The following is an 18,975-nucleotide window of genomic DNA, read 5'->3' on the forward strand; positions in this document are numbered from 1 at the left end:
TCTAGAATTTAAATTTAACATTCATTCCATAAGTTCTTGTAGAAGGCAAAGAAGCCCCTTCAATTGCTTGGATATTTCCACTTCCATAAGAAGCCATTTCAGGATCCATACCTTTCCAGTCTAAGCCCCAAGTAAATAAATTACGAGCATATGCTGATAAAGTAATTCCTTTGAATGGTCCAATCCATTTTTTAGGTAAATCATACCCCAAACTAACTTCTCTCAATTTTACGTAGTCAGCATCAAAAACGTTCTGAGCATCTACTCCACCATAGTGTGCTTGCGCCCAATCTTGACCAGACACTACTACATCATTCTTAGTACCATCTTCTTTCACTCCGTCTAAAATCAAACCTTCTTCACGTATATTATTAGCAGCAGATGCTTCTAACATACCTGAATACATACCAAACATATGAGATGTAGAGAAGTACTTACCACCTTTTTGCATATCAATTAACACACCTAAGTTGAAGTTTTTATATCTAAAACTATTGCGAATACCCATATTGTAGTCCGGTAAATAAGATCCTAAAGCTTGAATTCCAGTAGCCTTGTACAGACCATTTTCACCTATAATCTTATTTCCATTAGCATCTCTTTGATAGTCTGTACCATAAATCTGACCATAAGTCTCGCCAATTTTCCCTTGTAAAGAAACTTGGAAAGGAGCTCTAGTTATTTCTACAGACTCAACTCCATCTGCTAATCTTGTCAGCTCATTTTTATTTTTAGCGAAGTTCCAAGAAATATCCCATGAGAAATCTTCTGTACGTATTGGCGCTAAATTTATTGTAGCCTCGATACCCTTATTCTTCATATCTCCAGCATTCATCCAACGATAAGCATAACCTGTACCTGCATCATATTGTACACGAGTAATCAAGTCTTTTGTATCAATTTGATAATAAGACACTTCAAATCCTACTCTATTTTGTAAGAATGCAGCCTCTAAACCGATTTCTTTCGTAGTCATCATTTCAGGCTTTAAATCTGGATTATTAGCTGTAGCGCTTAATGAATACACAGGATCTCCTAAGAATGGATTATCTATATTGTAATAATCAGCAGTTCTATAAGCCTCTGTATCATTACCTACTTGAGCCCATCCTAATCTCAACTTACCAAAACTTAACCAATCAAGCTCTGGAGTAAGTTGCGAGAAAATAAATGTTCCTGTAACAGAAGGGTAAGTTACTGATTTCTTTACTGTAGAAAACCAATCTGTACGACCAGTAGCTTCTAAGAATAAAAACTCTTTATAGTTAACTGAAACAGATCCAAAGATACTGTTCGTTCTAGAGTGTGTTTTATTATTACTTGCTTTCGCTGGAGCTGCACTATTTGATAAATTATAAAGATCTGGTAAAATAAGTCCTCCTACAGAAGTACCAAATACATAATCTCTACGCTTTTCGCTACGATTAACCCCCACAAAGGCATTCACACCAAAATCACCAAAGTAGTTATCATAGTGCACACGTCCTTCATAGTTGTACTCAGACACGTTGCGCTTCATAATTGAATATTTAGATTCAGCTTGTGAACCTACAGCTACACGCTCTTCAACGTTAAAACTATAGCGATCACCGTAAACCGTACCCACAGCATATAAATTATCCGTAAAATTATAAGTCAACTTCACATTACCAAATGTTCTGTTACGAATATCTGTTGACGTATTTTCATTGATTACCCAATACGGGTTATCAGAATAAGCTGGTGTTCCATCTTCAACAGACTTTCTATTCCAAGAACGTTGAGAACCATCAGATTTTTTGTAATTCTTTAATGCTTCGTAGTCTAACTGTCTTTGTCCCCATTGGAAGAACTTTTGAGAAAGAGAGTTATCACCATATCCAACCTCTGGACGATTAAATCCTTTCGTATAAACATAGTTGAAATTAGCTTCCGCCTTCAATTTATCACTTAACATTGTAGATGCGCTAAGTGCAAAATTATTACGCTGTAATTTAGAATTTGGAACAATACCTTCAGTAACATTATTATTGAAGGACATTCTTACATTACTTTCTTTAAATGATTTAGCAATAGATACCGATTGTTTGTGAGAAACACCTGTATTAAAGAAATCTCTTACATCATTGCTAGACTTAGACCAAGGCTTAGTTTTTAAATACTCATCAGCAAATTCAGGGTCAAATGCAGACCATGGTAAGTAAGGTGTACCATCAAACTTTGGCCCCCAGCTTTCATCTACACGATATTCAGCGATATTATACGTTTGACCGTTGATAACAGTTGTTGGTAACGTAGATGAAGATCCACCACCATAAAGTGTCTGTAGCTCTGGCATGATATAAACATTTTCAAATGTAATACCTGTATTAACTTCGATATCTGTTCTACCGTTTTTAGCAGATTTAGTAGTATAAAGGATAACCCCATTACCTCCTCTATTTCCGTAAAGAGCAGAAGCAGGTCCTCCCTTAAGTACAGTTACTGACTCAATATCATCTGGGTTGATATCTGCAGAGGTATCTCCATAATCTCGACCCCCAGCTCCTCTTTGCATATCAGTATCACCGAAGTTTGAGTTATCTAAAGGCACTCCATCAATTACGATTAATGGTTGATTGTTACCTGTAACAGACTTAATACCACGCAATACAATACGGTTAGATCCACCCATAGAAGACGGAGCAGTCACTTGCAAACCAGCAACGTTACCAGATAATGCATTAACCGCATTACTTTGTCCAGCACTAGAAAGATTATCTCCTTTTACTTCTTGAGAAGAATAACCTAATTTCTTTTTGTCACGCTTAATACCTAAAGCTGTTACTACAACTTCATCAAGCATAGCATCATCTGTAGTCATCAATACATTGTGTGTAGCAGCGCTACCAACAGTGTAAACTACATCTTTCATTCCAATAAACGAGAAAACAACTTTATCACCTGCTTTCACATTTAAGGAATAGTTTCCGTCAAGGTCTGTTTGAGTTCCCTCAGAAGTACCTTGTAAAATCACAGAAACACCCGGCAATGGTAATCCTGACTCAGATACGACCCCAGTTAAAGTCTTGCTTTGAGCAAAACCAACTTGAACGCACAAAGTAAGGACACACATAAAAATCCAATTTAACTTTGATTTCATTATATAATTATTGATTAGTTAGTGAAACAAACCTAATAAAAAAAAATCAAATATTTAAGTTTTAATTAAGAAAAAATACTTTTACAAGTAACAAATAACCAACACAAGTAACTAAAAACAACATACAACACAAATAAACAAACCTAAAACAACACAAATAATAAAAATTAAAAACAAAAATAAGTATTCGAAACTTAAATTATTAACACTTCAAAACTAAGCGATAAAGACTATTACATTCTTAAAAGAGACAATTGTTTATACTCAAAAAAAAAAGGACTGTCTTCGTGAGACAGTCCCTTCATATGAATAATTATTATATAAACTAATTATTGTATACAGGATTATTTAAAAGCTCTAACTGAGGAACTTTAAAAGTTAAATCAGGGTTATTACTATCAAAACTCTGGTTAGCATGATATAAATGATTAGAACCGTAATTAAACTTAGCATTATTACGTTTTATAGCAGCATACACTTTTCCTTCTCCCCAGAACTCAATTCGAGTTTGTTTCAAAATCTCATCTTTCAAAGCTTGTCCACTAAGTGCATCGATATAAGTGACATCATCTAAACGAATTTCTAAGAACTTCTTCAATATAGTTTTTGCCTCACCTTCATTTCCACTTCTAGCATTAACTTCTGCATTTAAAAGATACATTTCTTCTATACGCATAAATACATAATCAGACTCAATAATACGCATTCCTTGAAAGTATTTACCAAGACTAGCGTAGAATTTATTAACCGGAAGAATTGCTCTCTCTCCAAACTCAGCTAATTCACCAGATGCATCAGTAATTTTATTAACTTCAAACTGATTTTTACGCACATCGTTAGCAGGAATTGATTCATACAATTCTTTATTCATTCCTTTTGTATCACCAACAGATGCATAGCTATAAGTAAATACATCAATTTGACCCCACCATGAAATAAGATCTAAACTGTTTTCAGTAGTTAATGGCGCTGCCCATAACCAGTTAGGGTTCGACGCTATTTTGTTAAAACCTCCTAGTAAAACTTCTTTAGAAGCTAAATTAGCTCCACTATTATCAATTACATTCTTAGACAATTCTGCTGCTTTAACTAATGCATCAGGTGTACCTTTTGCAGCTAAAACATAAGCGTAAATACTCTGAGCAACAGGATAGGTAACATTAACACCTTTGGCAGTACTACCAGACTCTTCATATAATTTTAATGCAGAAGCCAGATCCTCCTCCATTAATTCAAATACTTCTTGTGTCGGTTTAGCAGGCATATTTGATAAACTAGCCTCTTTATAGACCGGCAATACCTTTTCATTTGCTGCATAACCTTGTGTATATAGCATCACTAAATTATAATAAAAGTAAGCTCTTAATGATTTAGCTTCTGCTAATACTTTTTTATCTTCATTTGTCAAACTTCCTGTTTCTTCTTTTACTGCATATGAAGATATTACATTATTTGCTCCACGAACCATGGTATAGTAAAATCTCCAAGGCACTAAAGTTTCAGGACTAGTAAAATCTCTTACATCAGTCAAATCTGCAATTCCAGAATACCAACCATATGTAGCTTTATTAAGATTCATATCTCCCGATAACATATCTGTATATACATCAATACCTTTTTGACCAAAATCATCGTGCTTTGTTGTTCTTGCTGCTTTAGCTTTTACATTCAAAGCATACAATCCATTTAAAGTCGCAACAGCTAAATGCGGTGAATTCTCAGACACCCCGTCAATATCAGTTTTTGAAATAAACTCTGTTGGCTGTTTTTCTAAATAATCTTTTGAACACGCTCCAAACAACATTCCAGCTGCTAAAGCTATCATTAATACTTTTTTCATGTCGTAATTCATTAAAATTTAACTTTAACACCTCCTGTAACAGTAGTAATTGGAGTATAATTATACGTACTCGATGATCCAAACTCAGAAATTGCAGGATTAAATCCATCGCGTTTTGTAAACAAGAATAAATTATCTCCAGAAACATAAAAACTAACAGATGACAATCCTAATTGATCAATAAATGTCTTAGGTAGATTATATCCTAAACGAATATTATTAATACTTAAATAATCTGATTTTGTTAAGAATCTAGTTGAAGTTCCATTTGTATTTACATCAGCATTACTAGATATACGAGGTACATCTGTTACATCTCCTGGTTTCTGCCAACGATTTGCGATGTCAGTATGCCAGTTATTACTTCCCACTTGTCTATTCCCCATTAACCCAGCGTAAGTATAGTCATAAGCGTAACCACCTAAGCTATATAATGCTTGGATAGAAAATTCCCAACCTTTATATCCTGCGTTAAGGTTAATACCTCCTCTTAACTTAGGAATTGCCGACTTACCAACATATTGTAAAGTTGCATCTGCATAATTATAAGTTGTCTCTTTCGTTAATTTATCTGCCATTTCAGGGTTTTGGTCTAAGAAATCAACTAAAGACCCTACGTGCTTAGTATTACCTGCAGCATCAGTATAAGTATAAGTATACCATTGTGCTTGACCAGTTTGAGAATCAACTCCTGCCCATTCTCTCATATAAAAATCCCCAATAGAATGACCTACTGAACGCCCGTATATACCACTAATATCAATCACTTTTTCAATTCCAGTTGACGGATCGATAGGCATTTTTTTCAATTCATTCTTTAAATACTCACCATTAACTGATAAATCAATGAAAGCATCTTCTTTTTGCAATAAATGTGCAGTAACATTAAACTCTAAACCTTGATTTCTCAATTGACCATCATTTACAGTTAATGCATCATATCCAGCCGAAGGACCAACTTTTCTTGAGAAAATAAGGTCATCAGTATTTTTCAAATAATAATCAACCGATACATCTAAGAATCTCTTCAAACTAATATCAGCCCCTACTTGAAACATTTTAGATTTCTCCCATGTCAACGCAGGGTTACCCACAAAGATTTCGTAAATCGCTAAACTACCTCCATAAGTAGATACTTCCCATAAATTTTCCCCAGGATAATAAGCACTTTGATTTACACCATTAATACTAGCATAAGAAGACTGATCTCCTGTTAGACCATAACTCGCTTTTAATTTTAAATGAGAAATCAAGTCTTGTTTTAACATAAAATCTTCTCTACTAGCTACCCATGATAGACCTACTGAGCCAAATGTACCCCATTTATTATCTCTAAAACGAGAAGAACCATCACGTCTAACTGTACCAGACAAGAAATATTTACCTGCGTAATCATAATTTACCTGTGCAAAATAACTCTCAATATTATACTCATTCGAATATCCTCCAGGAGGTGTTGATTTTGCACCATTATTCAAGTCTGTGCTATCTGGATCAGCCAAGTCATTTTTACTGATCATATTATACTTTGCTTCATAAGTACTATTCTCATGAGCTGCTAATACTTCTAAACCATGAGCTCCAAATACATTTTTATAACGTAACATTTTTGTCCAGTTGTATGTAAACAATTCAGTCGTTACTTTATAAATAGAACCTCCCATAGTTGCTGCAGACCCATAATATCTATTAGATATACGATCTCTTACATTGTTATAGTATTGACCTCCAATATTTGTTTCGAATGTCAATCCATCGTATAAATCTACAACAAAGTTAGCATTTACAACAACATCGTGCTTTCTTGACTTATCTTTACCATAGTGTACATCACCTATAGCATTTGTTAAAGCACCAAAACCACGTCCACGACCATAGTCATACTCGTAACCTCCATAAACATCTTTAACCTTTTTACCATTTTCATCGCGTAAGAATAAAGGATATATTGAAGGAATATTATCTGTAAACCAGAATACACTTCCTGAATCAGAAGTCTGTCCACCATTATTACTTTGTGAGAATGTATACCCAACATTCATCTTAGCAGTTAACCAGTCTTTAGGCTTATGTTGCAAATTCAAACGAGCTGTCATTCTTTCGTAATCTGAATTCACTGAATACCCCTCATCTTTTAAGTATCCCATAGATGTATAATAAGAAGTCTTATCTGCAGAACCTCCCATTGTCAAACTAGCTTCTGTACGATTTGACGATTGAAAAGCATGATCTTCCCAATTCTCAGGATTATACTTACGTGTTACTCCTTGACGAACTTGACCTGTAGCAGGATCAATTAATTCAGCACCATTTGCTACATTCCACATATTGTAATTAGCATTGATACCATAATCTCCATTGAAAAGATTTTTATCAGCCCAAGCACGTGCCTGCTCATCAGTAAAGCCTCCTTTTATTTTTCCATAATTACGTAATCCTTCATGTGAATACGCAATATACTCTTCAGGAGATTTAATCGTACTATATCTAGGTAAAGCTCTCCAGTTAACACCTGTTTTTGCTTCTACTTGAATAAAAGAGTCACTTCCTTTACCAGATTTCGTATTAATAATAACAACACCATTTGCTCCACGAGAACCATAGATAGCAGTTGCAGTTGCATCTTTTAACACGTTCATACTTTCAATATCAGATGGGTTAATTGAACTAATATTACCTAAATAAGGAACACCATCTACAATATATAAAGGACTTCTGTTACCATTTACAGAACCAAATCCTCTAATACGTACTGTTGGCTCTGAACCCGGTTGTCCACTTGTACTGATTACACGTACACCAGCTGCCTCTCCAGATAGAGCTGCTACTGCGTTAGAAACACTTTTCTTTTCAATTTGTTTTGAATCTACTTGTGAAACCGACCCTGTAAATGCATCTTTCGTTGCAGTACCATATCCTACGACAATAACTTCATCTAACAAGTTACTCTCATCTGCAGCCATAGTCACATTATGTGATGCAGCTGCACCTACTTTATATTTAACATCCTGCATTCCGATAAAAGAGAAAACAAGTGTTTGTCCTTGTTTTACTTTAATCGAATACTTTCCGTCTAAATCCGTTTGTGTACCGAATTGAGTCCCCTCAATCACAACGGATACCCCAGGAAGCGTTAAGCCACCTTCCTGTACAACTCCCGTAAGAGTTTTCTCTTGAGCATATCCTACTTGCACCAATAACACAAGTAAAACAGTCAAAAACCAATTGTACTTTGATCTCATCTTAAAATATTGATTAGTTAGTGCAACAAATCTAACAAAATATTTACACAATTTTTAACCACTATTTACAAAACACTTCCTTAACACAAACTAACAACTAACAAAAACACTAACAATTACCAAAATACAATATAATAACTAATTTAATTAACATTATTTACGTAAATAAACTCAATAAAATATAAACACATAAAACTATCAATACTTAATGTTAAAGTTAATTTATCTTTACACAACCTTAATTATTCTATAACACCTAATAAAAAAAGCCACCCGATATTGGGTGGCTTTCTATACATTAATAAAGTTATCCTATTTATAAGCTTGATTCTGTTGAATTTTCGAAACATTAATCTCTGCTTCTGGTATAGGGAAGGCTAACAATGGATTTCCAAACTCAATAGATTCACCTAAATCATCATTATCGGTAATCTTTGGATTTGAAATACCTTTTCTCCAACGCATCGCATCTTCAAAACCAAAACCTTCAAACATCATTTCTTTCATACGCAAATCTTGAAGATCCTTCTTTTTTATTGAAGTAAACTGCTTTGGAGTTTCAACTCCATCCTTAATGGTCACTACACGGCTTCCAACAATTTGATTCATATAGTCTAATGCTTGGCCCATATCACCATTTCCTGCTCCTTCTAAAGTAGCTTCTACATAATTCAACATCACCTCTTCGATACGTAGCATACGAATATTAGAAGAGCGTACTACATATTTACCTGTATTGCGCAAGGCCTTTGTATCATTTACACCATCTACTGTTATTACTTTTGCGCGAATATCATTTCCATCAGCAGGATCAAACACTGCCTCTACTGTTGCAGGCAACCATTGAACATCTCCATATCCACCGTTACTACCAATACTGTATATATATTGCAAACTATTAGTAAACTGATTATCCGTACCAGACTGTGCTAATTCAAACAACGAGTTCGTCATAATTCCATCTGTTTTATATCCATCGATATATCCAGCACGTGGCAAAACTACAACATTACCTCTCGCTTCTATCGCTTGTTCAGCTGCTGCAACCACCAATTCTAATTGACTCTCGTCAAACTGAGAAAAGAAAAGAGCAATTCTAGATTGCAATCCTAATGCCGCCGCATAATTAATCTTTGCTTTAACTAGACTATTACCTTCTAATCCAGCTTCTTTTCCTGCTTTTAGATACGCAATACCTTGCTCTAAGTCCGCATAAATAGCTTCCATATTTTCACGAACAGTCATTCGCTTGATTGATTCATCTGCACTATGCGATAGTGTTTTATAAGGAACACCTAAAGCCGCTAATCCTTCTCCATTTACATATTGCTCTCCGTAAATACGCACTAGGTCGTAATGAGCTAAAGCGCGTATTACGTAAGCTTGTCCTTTATAGTAATTATTCTTTTCACTTGTTTCTAAAGCTGCTTCGATAACTTTATTCGCATTCGTAATAGTGCGATAAATTTGCAACCAAGTATCTTTGGCGTAAGAATGAGTGGTTTGCAATGCAAAAGCTGATACATTACCAAATCTTCCCGTACGATCTGATGAATATGCATACGGAGCACGAGCTTCCGAAAAAACAATAATATCTCTTCCGTAATACGTTGAACTAGTCATTCGTGCATAAGCTCCATTCAATGATGCTATCAATTTTTCTGTCGAAGTTATAGGCTCATTCCCATCTATATAGTTTGATTGTTCAGAATCAAGAGAGCATGAAGTAAACGTCATTGTCCCTAACCCTAAAAAACCAACAATTGTCAATATTCTTAATACTTTTCTCATTGCTCTTAAAATTTAACGTTTAACGTAAATACAACTGATTTCAATGGCGGAGTTGCCATTTCAACATATCCAGTTGCATCAACCTCAGGATCCCATTTCAAACGACTGTCCTTAACCCATGTTAGTGGATTCATCGCTGACACTGAAAAATTTACAGCATCAACACCTACAAAACGAGTAGCTTGTTTATTCAAATTATACCCAAAAGTCAATTGTCTTAAACGAATATGATCTCCTGAATACAACCATCTCGTACTTGGTGAAGTATATGATGCATTACCTCCTGTTGATACTTTTGGAACATCTGTAATATCTCCTGGGTTTTGCCATCTATCCATTAAATCGGTTGTTCCATTATAGGTGTACAATGAACGAGAATTAACTGTATTTGTATAAGATGCCCAACCGTCATATACTGAATATCCCAATGCAAAAGAGAATAGTGCATCTAAGTAAAATCCTTTGTAATCTACATGCGTATTAAACCCTCCTGTTACTTTTGGCAAGGCACTTGTATCTTGGAATCTACGCTCTGCTTCATTATAATTAGCTGTAGTAGTTCCATCTGCTTTATACCATAGCGCATTACCTGTTTGTGCATCAACTCCTGCATACTCTTTTAAATACCAAGTACCGTACGCTTTCCCTTCCATTGTAGCATTATATCCGCCTATTACTTGTAATGGTTCTCCATCGACAATTGGCATTTTTGTTACTACATTCTTAACTGTACCAACATTAGCCCCAACAGACCAATTGAAGTCTTTGCTTCTAACAACATCTACGTTTAACTCAGCTTCAATACCTGTGTTCTTCATGTCTCCGATATTTGTCCACTGAGAAGTATAACCAGAAGTCATTGACAATGGACGAGAGTACAACAAGTCTTTACTTTTTCCTTGGAAATAAGTAAAACTACCACTCAAGCGATTGTCAAACAATCCAAATTCTAAACCTAAGTCGAACTTCTCTTGTTTTTCCCATCCCAATGGTCCTCCATATTGGTAAGCCACAATAGCTGATTCATTGTTATAAGCACCTGCATTTAAAAGTTGCATGTACATATTTGGATTAATCGATGAGTTACCTGTAGTACCATAAGATCCTCTTAATCTCAACAGGTTTATGGCCATTGCATTTTGCATAAACGTTTCTGAGCTAATATTCCAAGCTCCACCTACTGCATAAAAACTACCCCAGCGTTGATCTTCTGAAAAACGTGAAGAACCTTCTCTACGGAATGTAACGTCCAACAAATATCTATTTTGATAGTCATAGTTCAACATTCCAAAATAACTGAACTGTGCCCAATCATAGTAAGAAGAATAAGTAGTATAATTTGCAGCTGCTGTTCCTAATCCCGTCATACCTGGAGGCAATACTTCTCCACGTCCTTCAAGACTATTGAATTTATTCTTTTGATACTCTGTAACTGCTTTTACGTTAAAACGATGAGACTCTCCTAAATAAAAACGATAGTCTAACGAGTTTTGCCATACGTAGTTAAAGATTCTTTTTTCATCTTGTGAAGCTGACCCTCCATAAGCACGTCCATCACCATGGATAGGATTATAATATAATCTGAAATTTGCTAAAGTATAGTCTAAACCAATATTAGACTCAAACTTTAAGTTATCTAAAATCTTATATCCTAATGCATTACTTGATATCACACGCGTAATATCGTTTAATGTTGTATTATTTGCACTTGTATATAAAGTATTATGTAATCCTGCAGATGTATTTAAGTTTGGTGTACCATCTTCATTATAGATAGCTGTCCAAGGACTCATAAACATTCCAGTTAAATTTGGATTAGAGAAATATGCTCCTCCCTCCATAATACCATTTTGAGCTATATTTGAAACATTTGCTCCAATTGTAATATCTAGTTTTTCGTTCAAGTTACGCGTCATATTAAATGACCCAGTGATTTTTCTAAAGTCAGAACCAATAACTACACCTTCGTATTTATCATGTCCCAAACTAGCGTAATAGGTACCTTTCTCATCACCGCCATTAACACCAAAACTAATTGATGTCATTAAAGCATCTTTATTCTTAACTGCCTTTCTCCAATCATTCTCAATCGAACCATTATTTACCCATCTTGCTAATGCATCGTTTCCGTAACCATCTGGTCCTACATACCAATCCCAAACATTATTTCTGTCTAAGTTGTATTCCTCCCCATATGTATTAATATTCGCTTCTAACCAAAGTTCCTTCTTTTGTTCTCCACTTAGAAATTGAGGGCCTTTTCGAGCAAAGTTTTGAAAACCTACAGTTGATTTGAACGTATAAGCTGGTTCTCCTCTCTTACCTTTTTTTGTTGTAATCAAGATTACCCCATTACCACCACGAGCACCATAAGCTGCAGTAGCTGCCGCATCTTTCAACACAGTCATCGTTTCAATATCATCACTGTTGATACCTGCTAATGCAGATAAACTTGTCCCTGTAGCATTACCATTGCTATCTACTGCTCCAGACATATTATCGGTAATAATTGGCATACCATCAACAACGTACAATGGCTCATTCGTTGCAGACATAGAGTTGCGTCCACGAATACGAATATTCTGTACCGCACCTGGCGAACCTGAAGTAGAAGCTATTTGAAGACCAGCCACACGTCCTTGTAGTGCTTGATCTACTGATGCAACCGGAGTCTTACCAATAACATCTCCTTTTACAGCAACTACGTTTCCTGTGATCTCATTTTTTGCCTTACTTTGTCCATAAGCCAAAACAACTACCTCTTCTAGCTGCTCACCATCTGCAGCCATATCTACATTATAAGTAGTTGCTGCTCCGACTTTGTACTTTACATCTTGCATTCCAATAAAAGAAAAAACAAGTGTTTGTCCTTGTTTTACTTTTAAAGAGTACTTTCCGTCTAAATCTGTTTGTGTTCCAAACTGAGTTCCCTCAATCACAACAGATACTCCAGGAAGCGTTAGACCGCCTTCCTGTACAACTCCGCTTAGAGTTTTCTCTTGAGCGTATCCTACTTGTACTATAAATACAAGTAAGATGCTCAAAAGCCAATTGTACTTTGATCTCATATTTAAATTGAATTAGTTTTGTGATTTCTGTACAAGAAAAAACCGTGCTAAAAATTACATAAATGACAAAAATTAACAACAACAACCAATTAACCTACTAAGAAAAATACGCTATTACTATTAAAAAACTATAAAACATCAACTTTTATAACATAAAAAAGACCTTAATAAAAACGTAAAACAGCAATAATCCTTAAAATATAAGAACGGTGTTAAAAAGTAAAAAACTACAACAAAAAACAAACACTAGCCTCTAAAAACTCAGCAAACACAAGGTTATAATAAAAAAGAGAGAGCTACAACTTGCGTTGTAGCTCTCTCTTTTTTATTATAACCAACTGACTAGTTTACATCATTTTGTTCGATCTGACTATCATTGATTTCATTCTGAGGAATTGGGAAAGCCAATTTATAACTTCCAAAAGCAACTCCATCTTTTACCATTGGTGTCTCTGGCACATCCATTTTATGACGCATCATATCGTCAAAACGAAGCCCTTCAAAAACAAACTCTTTACGGCGCTCTACAAGCACTTGCTCTAAAGATAAAGTCGATACTGGAGCATATCCTTCATAACGCTCTGCCATCAACTCATTAAACAAAGTGATTGCTTTAGCATCATTTGGAGATAAAGCTATTGCAGCTTCAATATAGTTAAACACAATCTCTTCAAAACGCATTACCTTAACATTCGATGATCTACTTGTGTATTTACCAAAGTTTCTATAATACTCAGTTGTATAGCGCTTACTTGCTTCAACCTCTTCACCTTCTGCAATTAGAACGTATTGGTTATTCACAAACTTATACTCACCATCTTTTGATCGGATATACTTATAGCCTTGCATCTTAGCACTCGAGCGAATATCCTTAGCATCGTCAAATAACGCTACTAAATTCGCTTCTAACCCAACAACATCACCATAGCCTTCATAAGAGTAGATATTGTTAATTGAATTATTTCCAGCATTCACAACATTGTCTTGATACAATTCAAACACTGTATTAACTTGAGGCTCTTCTGCTTTGAATGAATCAACATATCCACCTCTTGATACTACTGATGAGAATCCTACCGCCATTGCTTGTTCGGCAGCTTCCTTAGCTATCTGTAAATCATTTTGATCATAAGCACTAAAGAATAAAGCTATTCTTGATTTTAGCCCTAAAACTGCCTCTCTAGTCAAACGCTTCTTGTTTTGCTCACCATCATTCATTAATTCTAACGCAGAAACCAAATCAGCATAGATTAAATCGCGTACTTCACCTACTGTTTTACGGGCATAATTATTCTTATCAAGATCAGCAAAATTAAGCATATAAGGAACCCCTCTACCGTCTAAAGCACGTCCTTTTACGTTTTGCTCACCAAATAATCTCAATAAATCAAAATGTGCTAAAGCTCTAACGGCATATGCCTCTCCTTTACTGTGATTAATATTAACTGGATCACCAATCGTAACGTTTGAAGAAATCGCTAAGTTAGCAGAACTTACAACTCTCAAAATTTGCTCCCAAGAATCTGATGGGTATATTGTATTCGCATTCATATTAAACTGCGATACAATCTGAAATCTGTTTGAGAATCCTGCTTCAGCATAAGCATTATCAGAACGTACCTCACCAAAGATGATTATATCACGTCCATAATAGTTATACTGAACCATACGACTATACGCTCCTGTCAATACAGCACGCAAATCTCTTTCTGATTCGATCGGACGCTCCGTATTATCACGTCCTGAATCTAATGTAGCGTCTAATCGATCATCACTACAAGAAGCTAAACCTCCTGAAAGCAAGACCATAGACAATATAGAAAATATAATTTTTTTCATAATGAATTAAAACTTAACGTTAACAGAGAATACTAAAGATTTTACTGGAGGTGTAGTTACACTCAACATTCCGTTTGGAGAAACCTCTGGATCGTATAACAATCCTTTATCCTTCACCCAAGTCCATAAGTTCGTACCAATAAACGACATTGATAAAGCATCAACTCCCAGTGTACGCGTTATGTCGTTATTGAAGTTGTACCCTAACGTTAAGTTTCTAAGACGAACATAATCACCGTCGTGTAAGAATCTAGTTGATGGTCTAGTAAAGTTTTTATTACCACCCGTAGCAGCGTATTGAGCCATTGGTACATCAGTTATATCACCTGGTTTTTGCCATCTGTCTAACATCTCAGCAGACGCATTTGACGTTACTAATACAGAAGTTATACCTGCTGTTTTGAAAGCATATTGCTCATATACTTTATGTCCGCCAGCAAAAGTTAACATAGCGTTTAAAAATAAACCTTTATATCTCACATCTAAATTAGCTCCACCTGTATATTTAGGTAACGCACTAGCTCCGTGAAATTTCGATTGTGCTTCAGCATTGTAAACTGTCGTTTTTGTACCGTCTAAATTATACCACATAGCTTGTCCTGTTTGTGGATCAACACCTGCCCACTCTGGCATATACCATTCACCCACAGCATGACCCGTGATATTAGCAGTATACGAACCTCTAACTTCTAGCTGTTCTCCATCGACTACAGGCATCTCTGTGATTCGGTTTCTTACTGTACCTAAGTTAGCCCCTATAGATAAATCGAAATCATCTGTACGAACGATTTGAGAATTGAACTCAACCTCTATACCGCGGTTATCAAGTGATCCCATATTCATCATTTGATTTGAGAATCCAGATAACTTAGACAATGAGCGGTTGTATAATAAATCAGATGTTTTACTTTGGAAATAAGCTACACCAAAATTAATTCGATCATTAAAAAAACCTAAATCAATACCTACATCAAGTTTCTTTTGTTTTTCCCACCCAATAGGTCCACCTAATTGAGTTGGTATTAAACCTGCTTCACCGTCGTAAGTAACAATATCTAACTGTTGCACATATTTATTTGGCCCGATCTGTGAGTTACCATTCGTACCGTAAGAACCTCTTAACTTTAATGTAGAAATTGTTTGTTGTTCTAACATCCAATTTTCCATATGTACATTCCATGCACCACCTACAGAGTAAAACACCCCATTTCTATCAGTAAACTTAGATGAAGATTCACGTCTTCCAGTTAAGTCTACTAAGAATCTATTTTGATAATTATAGTTTAAGATACCTACATAACCTAAGTTAGCATCATCTTCATACATAAATGCATTATCCTTATTAGCAGCAGCAGCCCCAAGTGAAGTAAATCCATCTAAGACAACCTGACCACTCCCTTGCAAGAAATCACGCTTAGCTTTTTGATATTCTACTAAAACTTTAGCATCAAAACGATGAGAGTCTCCTAAATAGAATTTATAATCTAATCCGTTCTGTGCGATATACGTAAAGTTTTTTCTAACATATCGATCAGCAGTACCTTGGAAATTTCTACCATCTCCGTGAATAGGGTTATTATACCCAATGTACTCTGCCATCGTATAATCAATTCCCAAAGTAGAAGTAAACTTCAAGTTGTCCGTTATAGCATAGCTAAGCGAATTTGAATTAATTACACGTGTAACATCGTTTATTTTAGTATTGTTATTTACAGTATAAACAACGTTGTGGTATCCAGAGTTTGGTAAATAATAAGACCCGTCATTGTTATACAATGGATTCCATGGATTCATTACCAAACGTGTATAGTTTGGATTCGAGAAATAAGCCCCATTCTCAGAAGTACCATTTTGCTTTGTGTTCGTAACTTTAATACTTGTATTAAAGTCCACTTTATCAGATATCTTTTGCATCAAAGACAACGAAGCTCCAATACGTCTAAAATCAGATCCAATAACTGTACTTTCGATCTTATCGTGTGATAAAGAAGCGTAGAAGTTATGACGCTCTCCACCACCAGTAGCAGAAAAATTAATACTTGTCAATGGAGCATCAGCATTCTTTACATACTCACTCCAATCGTGGTTTTGACGCCCATTATCAACCCAGCTACCATAGTTACCTTTTCCGTAAAAATTAGCATAAGCAAAATCAGCCGCTCCACTACGATCAAAGTTATACTTTGTACCATACGTATTATATAAGCCATCTAAGAACAACTCTTCTTTTTCTGTAGAAGACAATAGACGTGGTCCTTTTACAGCATTATTTTGGAAACCTACACGTGTACTGAAGTTGAATTTAGTAACACCCGCTTTTCCTTTTTTAGTTGTAATTAAGATAACCCCATTAGTACCTCTTGCACCATATACAGCAGTTGCACCAGCATCTTTTAATACAGTCATCGACTCAATATCAGCAGGGTTAATTGTCGCTAATAAAGATAATGAAGTAGAACTAGAAGAACCTGAAAAATCAGCATCATACATTGGCACACCATCGATTACGTATAATGGTTCATTCGTCGCAGTCATTGAGTTACGTCCACGAATACGAATATTTTGTTTCGCCCCAGGAGCACCTGAAGAAGCAGACATTTGAAGACCTGCTACACGTCCTTGTAAAGCCTGATCTGCAGAAGCCATCGGAGTAGCTGTTACAGCATCTCCTTTGATAGCTACAGCGTTACCTGTCACTTCATTTTTTGTTTTTACTTGACCATAAGCCATTACTACAACCTCCTCTAACATTTCCTCACCATAAGACATTTCAACATTATGAGTAGCAGCGGCACCTACTTTGTAAGTTAAGCTTTCCATTCCGATAAAAGAAAACTCTAATACATCGCCTGGTTTAACCTGAAGAGAATATTTCCCGTCTAAATCAGTCTGTGTACCTTCTTGAGTTCCTTTAATAATAACAGACACTCCAGGTAATGTCATTCCTCCTTCAGAAACAACCCCTGTCAATGTCTTGACCTGCGCAATAGAAACTTGCACAAATAGCACCATAACAAGTACTATAGTCCATTTAAACTTTGATATCATTATTAAATTGAATTAGTTAGTTCACAAACTTAAAAAAGTATTCTAAAAACTCGTCACCCCCCGTATTTATTAACATCAAAACCAAAACACAAGCCTTATATTTTACAAAGAAAAACCAAAAAAAACACAATTTATTAACCATTACCTAACATTAGACTATTATTAGAAAGAATAAAGCAATCGCATTTTGTAATTTTTCTAAATGGATTGAAAAAAAACATCTCAAATATTAACTACTAACCTACTAACACTCCTAGAAATCCCCTTAAACAAAACTTAATTTTAACAACACACTAACCTAAGAAAAACCATAGATTACATTTTCTCTTAATATATTTGCCACAAACAACTATTACATGTTATTAAAGAATTACTCAGGGTTTTCGCTAGAAGCTGGAACAGATGAAGCCGGAAGAGGCTGTATAGCCGGTCCAGTCACAGCTGCCGCTGTAATATTACCAGAAGACTTTGAAAACGAATTTGTCAATGACTCTAAAAAGATAACTGAAAAGCTGCGTTACTCACTTAGGGAACTAATCGAAGAAAAAGCCCTAACCTATAAAGTAACCCATATATACGAAGACAAAATAGAAGAAATAAACATCTTACACGCTTCCATCCTTGCTATGCAAGAATCCGTATTAGCATTAGACCCAAAGCCTGAGTTCTTAATCATTGATGGCAACAGATTCACGCCAATACCCGATCTTGCCTTTCAGTGTATCGTCAAAGGAGACATGAAATATCTTAGCCTAGCTGCAGCCTCTATACTGGCAAAAACCTATAGAGACGATTATATGAATAAAATTCACGAAGAGTTCCCTATGTATAATTGGAAAAAAAACAAAGGTTATCCTACAAAAGAACACCGGGAAGCGATACTAAAACACGGACCGTGTAAATACCACCGCAAATCATTCAAATTGCTACCAGACCAATTATCTTTAGACTTATAACCTCATCATCAATACAAAAAAAGACACCATAACGGAGGGCACTGAAAAAGTCCTAAAATAGTATCAGGGT

8 protein-coding genes are annotated in these 18,975 nt (G+C 35.4%); 1 reads left to right on the forward strand and 7 read right to left on the reverse strand.

Annotated elements, in window-relative coordinates:
* Nucleotide 1: 1 nt before the first annotated feature.
* The 7 genes from GJV77_RS02630 to GJV77_RS02660 all read right to left on the reverse strand — a co-directional run bounded on the left by GJV77_RS02630 (nt 2) and on the right by GJV77_RS02660 (nt 17,949).
* Entirely contained in the window at nt 2-3,121 is a 3,120-nt protein-coding gene (locus GJV77_RS02630; protein ID WP_155034801.1) for a SusC/RagA family TonB-linked outer membrane protein, read from the reverse strand.
* Nucleotides 3,122-3,446: 325 nt separating this feature from the next.
* Nucleotides 3,447-4,961, reverse strand: coding sequence for a RagB/SusD family nutrient uptake outer membrane protein (locus tag GJV77_RS02635; protein ID WP_155034802.1), 1,515 nt, complete (start codon nt 4,959-4,961; stop codon nt 3,447-3,449).
* A gap of 11 nt (nt 4,962-4,972) precedes the next feature.
* Nucleotides 4,973-8,203, reverse strand: coding sequence for a SusC/RagA family TonB-linked outer membrane protein (locus GJV77_RS02640; protein ID WP_155034803.1), 3,231 nt, complete (start codon nt 8,201-8,203; stop codon nt 4,973-4,975).
* 312 nt (nt 8,204-8,515) lie between these two features.
* The gene (locus GJV77_RS02645) at nt 8,516-9,994 is read right to left on the reverse strand and encodes a RagB/SusD family nutrient uptake outer membrane protein (RefSeq protein ID WP_155034804.1); all 1,479 of its coding nucleotides are present in this window, start codon (nt 9,992-9,994) and stop codon (nt 8,516-8,518) included.
* Between the two features lie 5 nt (nt 9,995-9,999).
* Nucleotides 10,000-13,062 (reverse strand): SusC/RagA family TonB-linked outer membrane protein, encoded by a 3,063-nt coding sequence (locus GJV77_RS02650; RefSeq protein ID WP_155034805.1) that lies wholly within the window; start codon nt 13,060-13,062, stop codon nt 10,000-10,002.
* A 342-nt stretch (nt 13,063-13,404) separates the two neighbouring features.
* Nucleotides 13,405-14,901 carry a RagB/SusD family nutrient uptake outer membrane protein gene (locus tag GJV77_RS02655; RefSeq protein ID WP_155034806.1) on the reverse strand — a complete coding sequence of 499 codons (1,497 nt, stop codon included), beginning with the start codon at nt 14,899-14,901 and terminating at the stop codon, nt 13,405-13,407.
* A 6-nt stretch (nt 14,902-14,907) separates the two neighbouring features.
* Nucleotides 14,908-17,949, reverse strand: coding sequence for a SusC/RagA family TonB-linked outer membrane protein (locus GJV77_RS02660; RefSeq protein ID WP_155034807.1), 3,042 nt, complete (start codon nt 17,947-17,949; stop codon nt 14,908-14,910).
* A 356-nt stretch (nt 17,950-18,305) separates the two neighbouring features.
* Here GJV77_RS02660 and GJV77_RS02665 point away from each other — a divergent pair, with 356 nt between their 5' ends.
* Nucleotides 18,306-18,905, forward strand: coding sequence for a ribonuclease HII (locus tag GJV77_RS02665; protein WP_155034808.1), 600 nt, complete (start codon nt 18,306-18,308; stop codon nt 18,903-18,905).
* The last annotated feature ends 70 nt before the right edge of the window (nt 18,906-18,975 follow it).

It is taken from the genome of Myroides pelagicus, from assembly GCF_009711055.1.
Taxonomy (GTDB): Bacteria; Bacteroidota; Bacteroidia; order Flavobacteriales; family Flavobacteriaceae; genus Flavobacterium; species Flavobacterium pelagicum.

Bases quoted from the DNA above. Each gene is read 5' to 3' on its own strand.
- GJV77_RS02645 (WP_155034804.1), bottom strand. From the start codon at position 9,994: ATGAGAAAAGTATTAAGAATATTGACAATTGTTGGTTTTTTAGGGTTA.
- GJV77_RS02640 (WP_155034803.1), bottom strand. From the start codon at position 8,203: ATGAGATCAAAGTACAATTGGTTTTTGACTGTTTTACTTGTGTTATTG.
- GJV77_RS02655 (WP_155034806.1), bottom strand. From the start codon at position 14,901: ATGAAAAAAATTATATTTTCTATATTGTCTATGGTCTTGCTTTCAGGA.
- GJV77_RS02660 (WP_155034807.1), bottom strand. From the start codon at position 17,949: ATGATATCAAAGTTTAAATGGACTATAGTACTTGTTATGGTGCTATTT.
- GJV77_RS02650 (WP_155034805.1), bottom strand. From the start codon at position 13,062: ATGAGATCAAAGTACAATTGGCTTTTGAGCATCTTACTTGTATTTATA.
- GJV77_RS02630 (WP_155034801.1), bottom strand. From the start codon at position 3,121: ATGAAATCAAAGTTAAATTGGATTTTTATGTGTGTCCTTACTTTGTGC.
- GJV77_RS02665 (WP_155034808.1), top strand. From the start codon at position 18,306: ATGTTATTAAAGAATTACTCAGGGTTTTCGCTAGAAGCTGGAACAGAT.
- GJV77_RS02635 (WP_155034802.1), bottom strand. From the start codon at position 4,961: ATGAAAAAAGTATTAATGATAGCTTTAGCAGCTGGAATGTTGTTTGGA.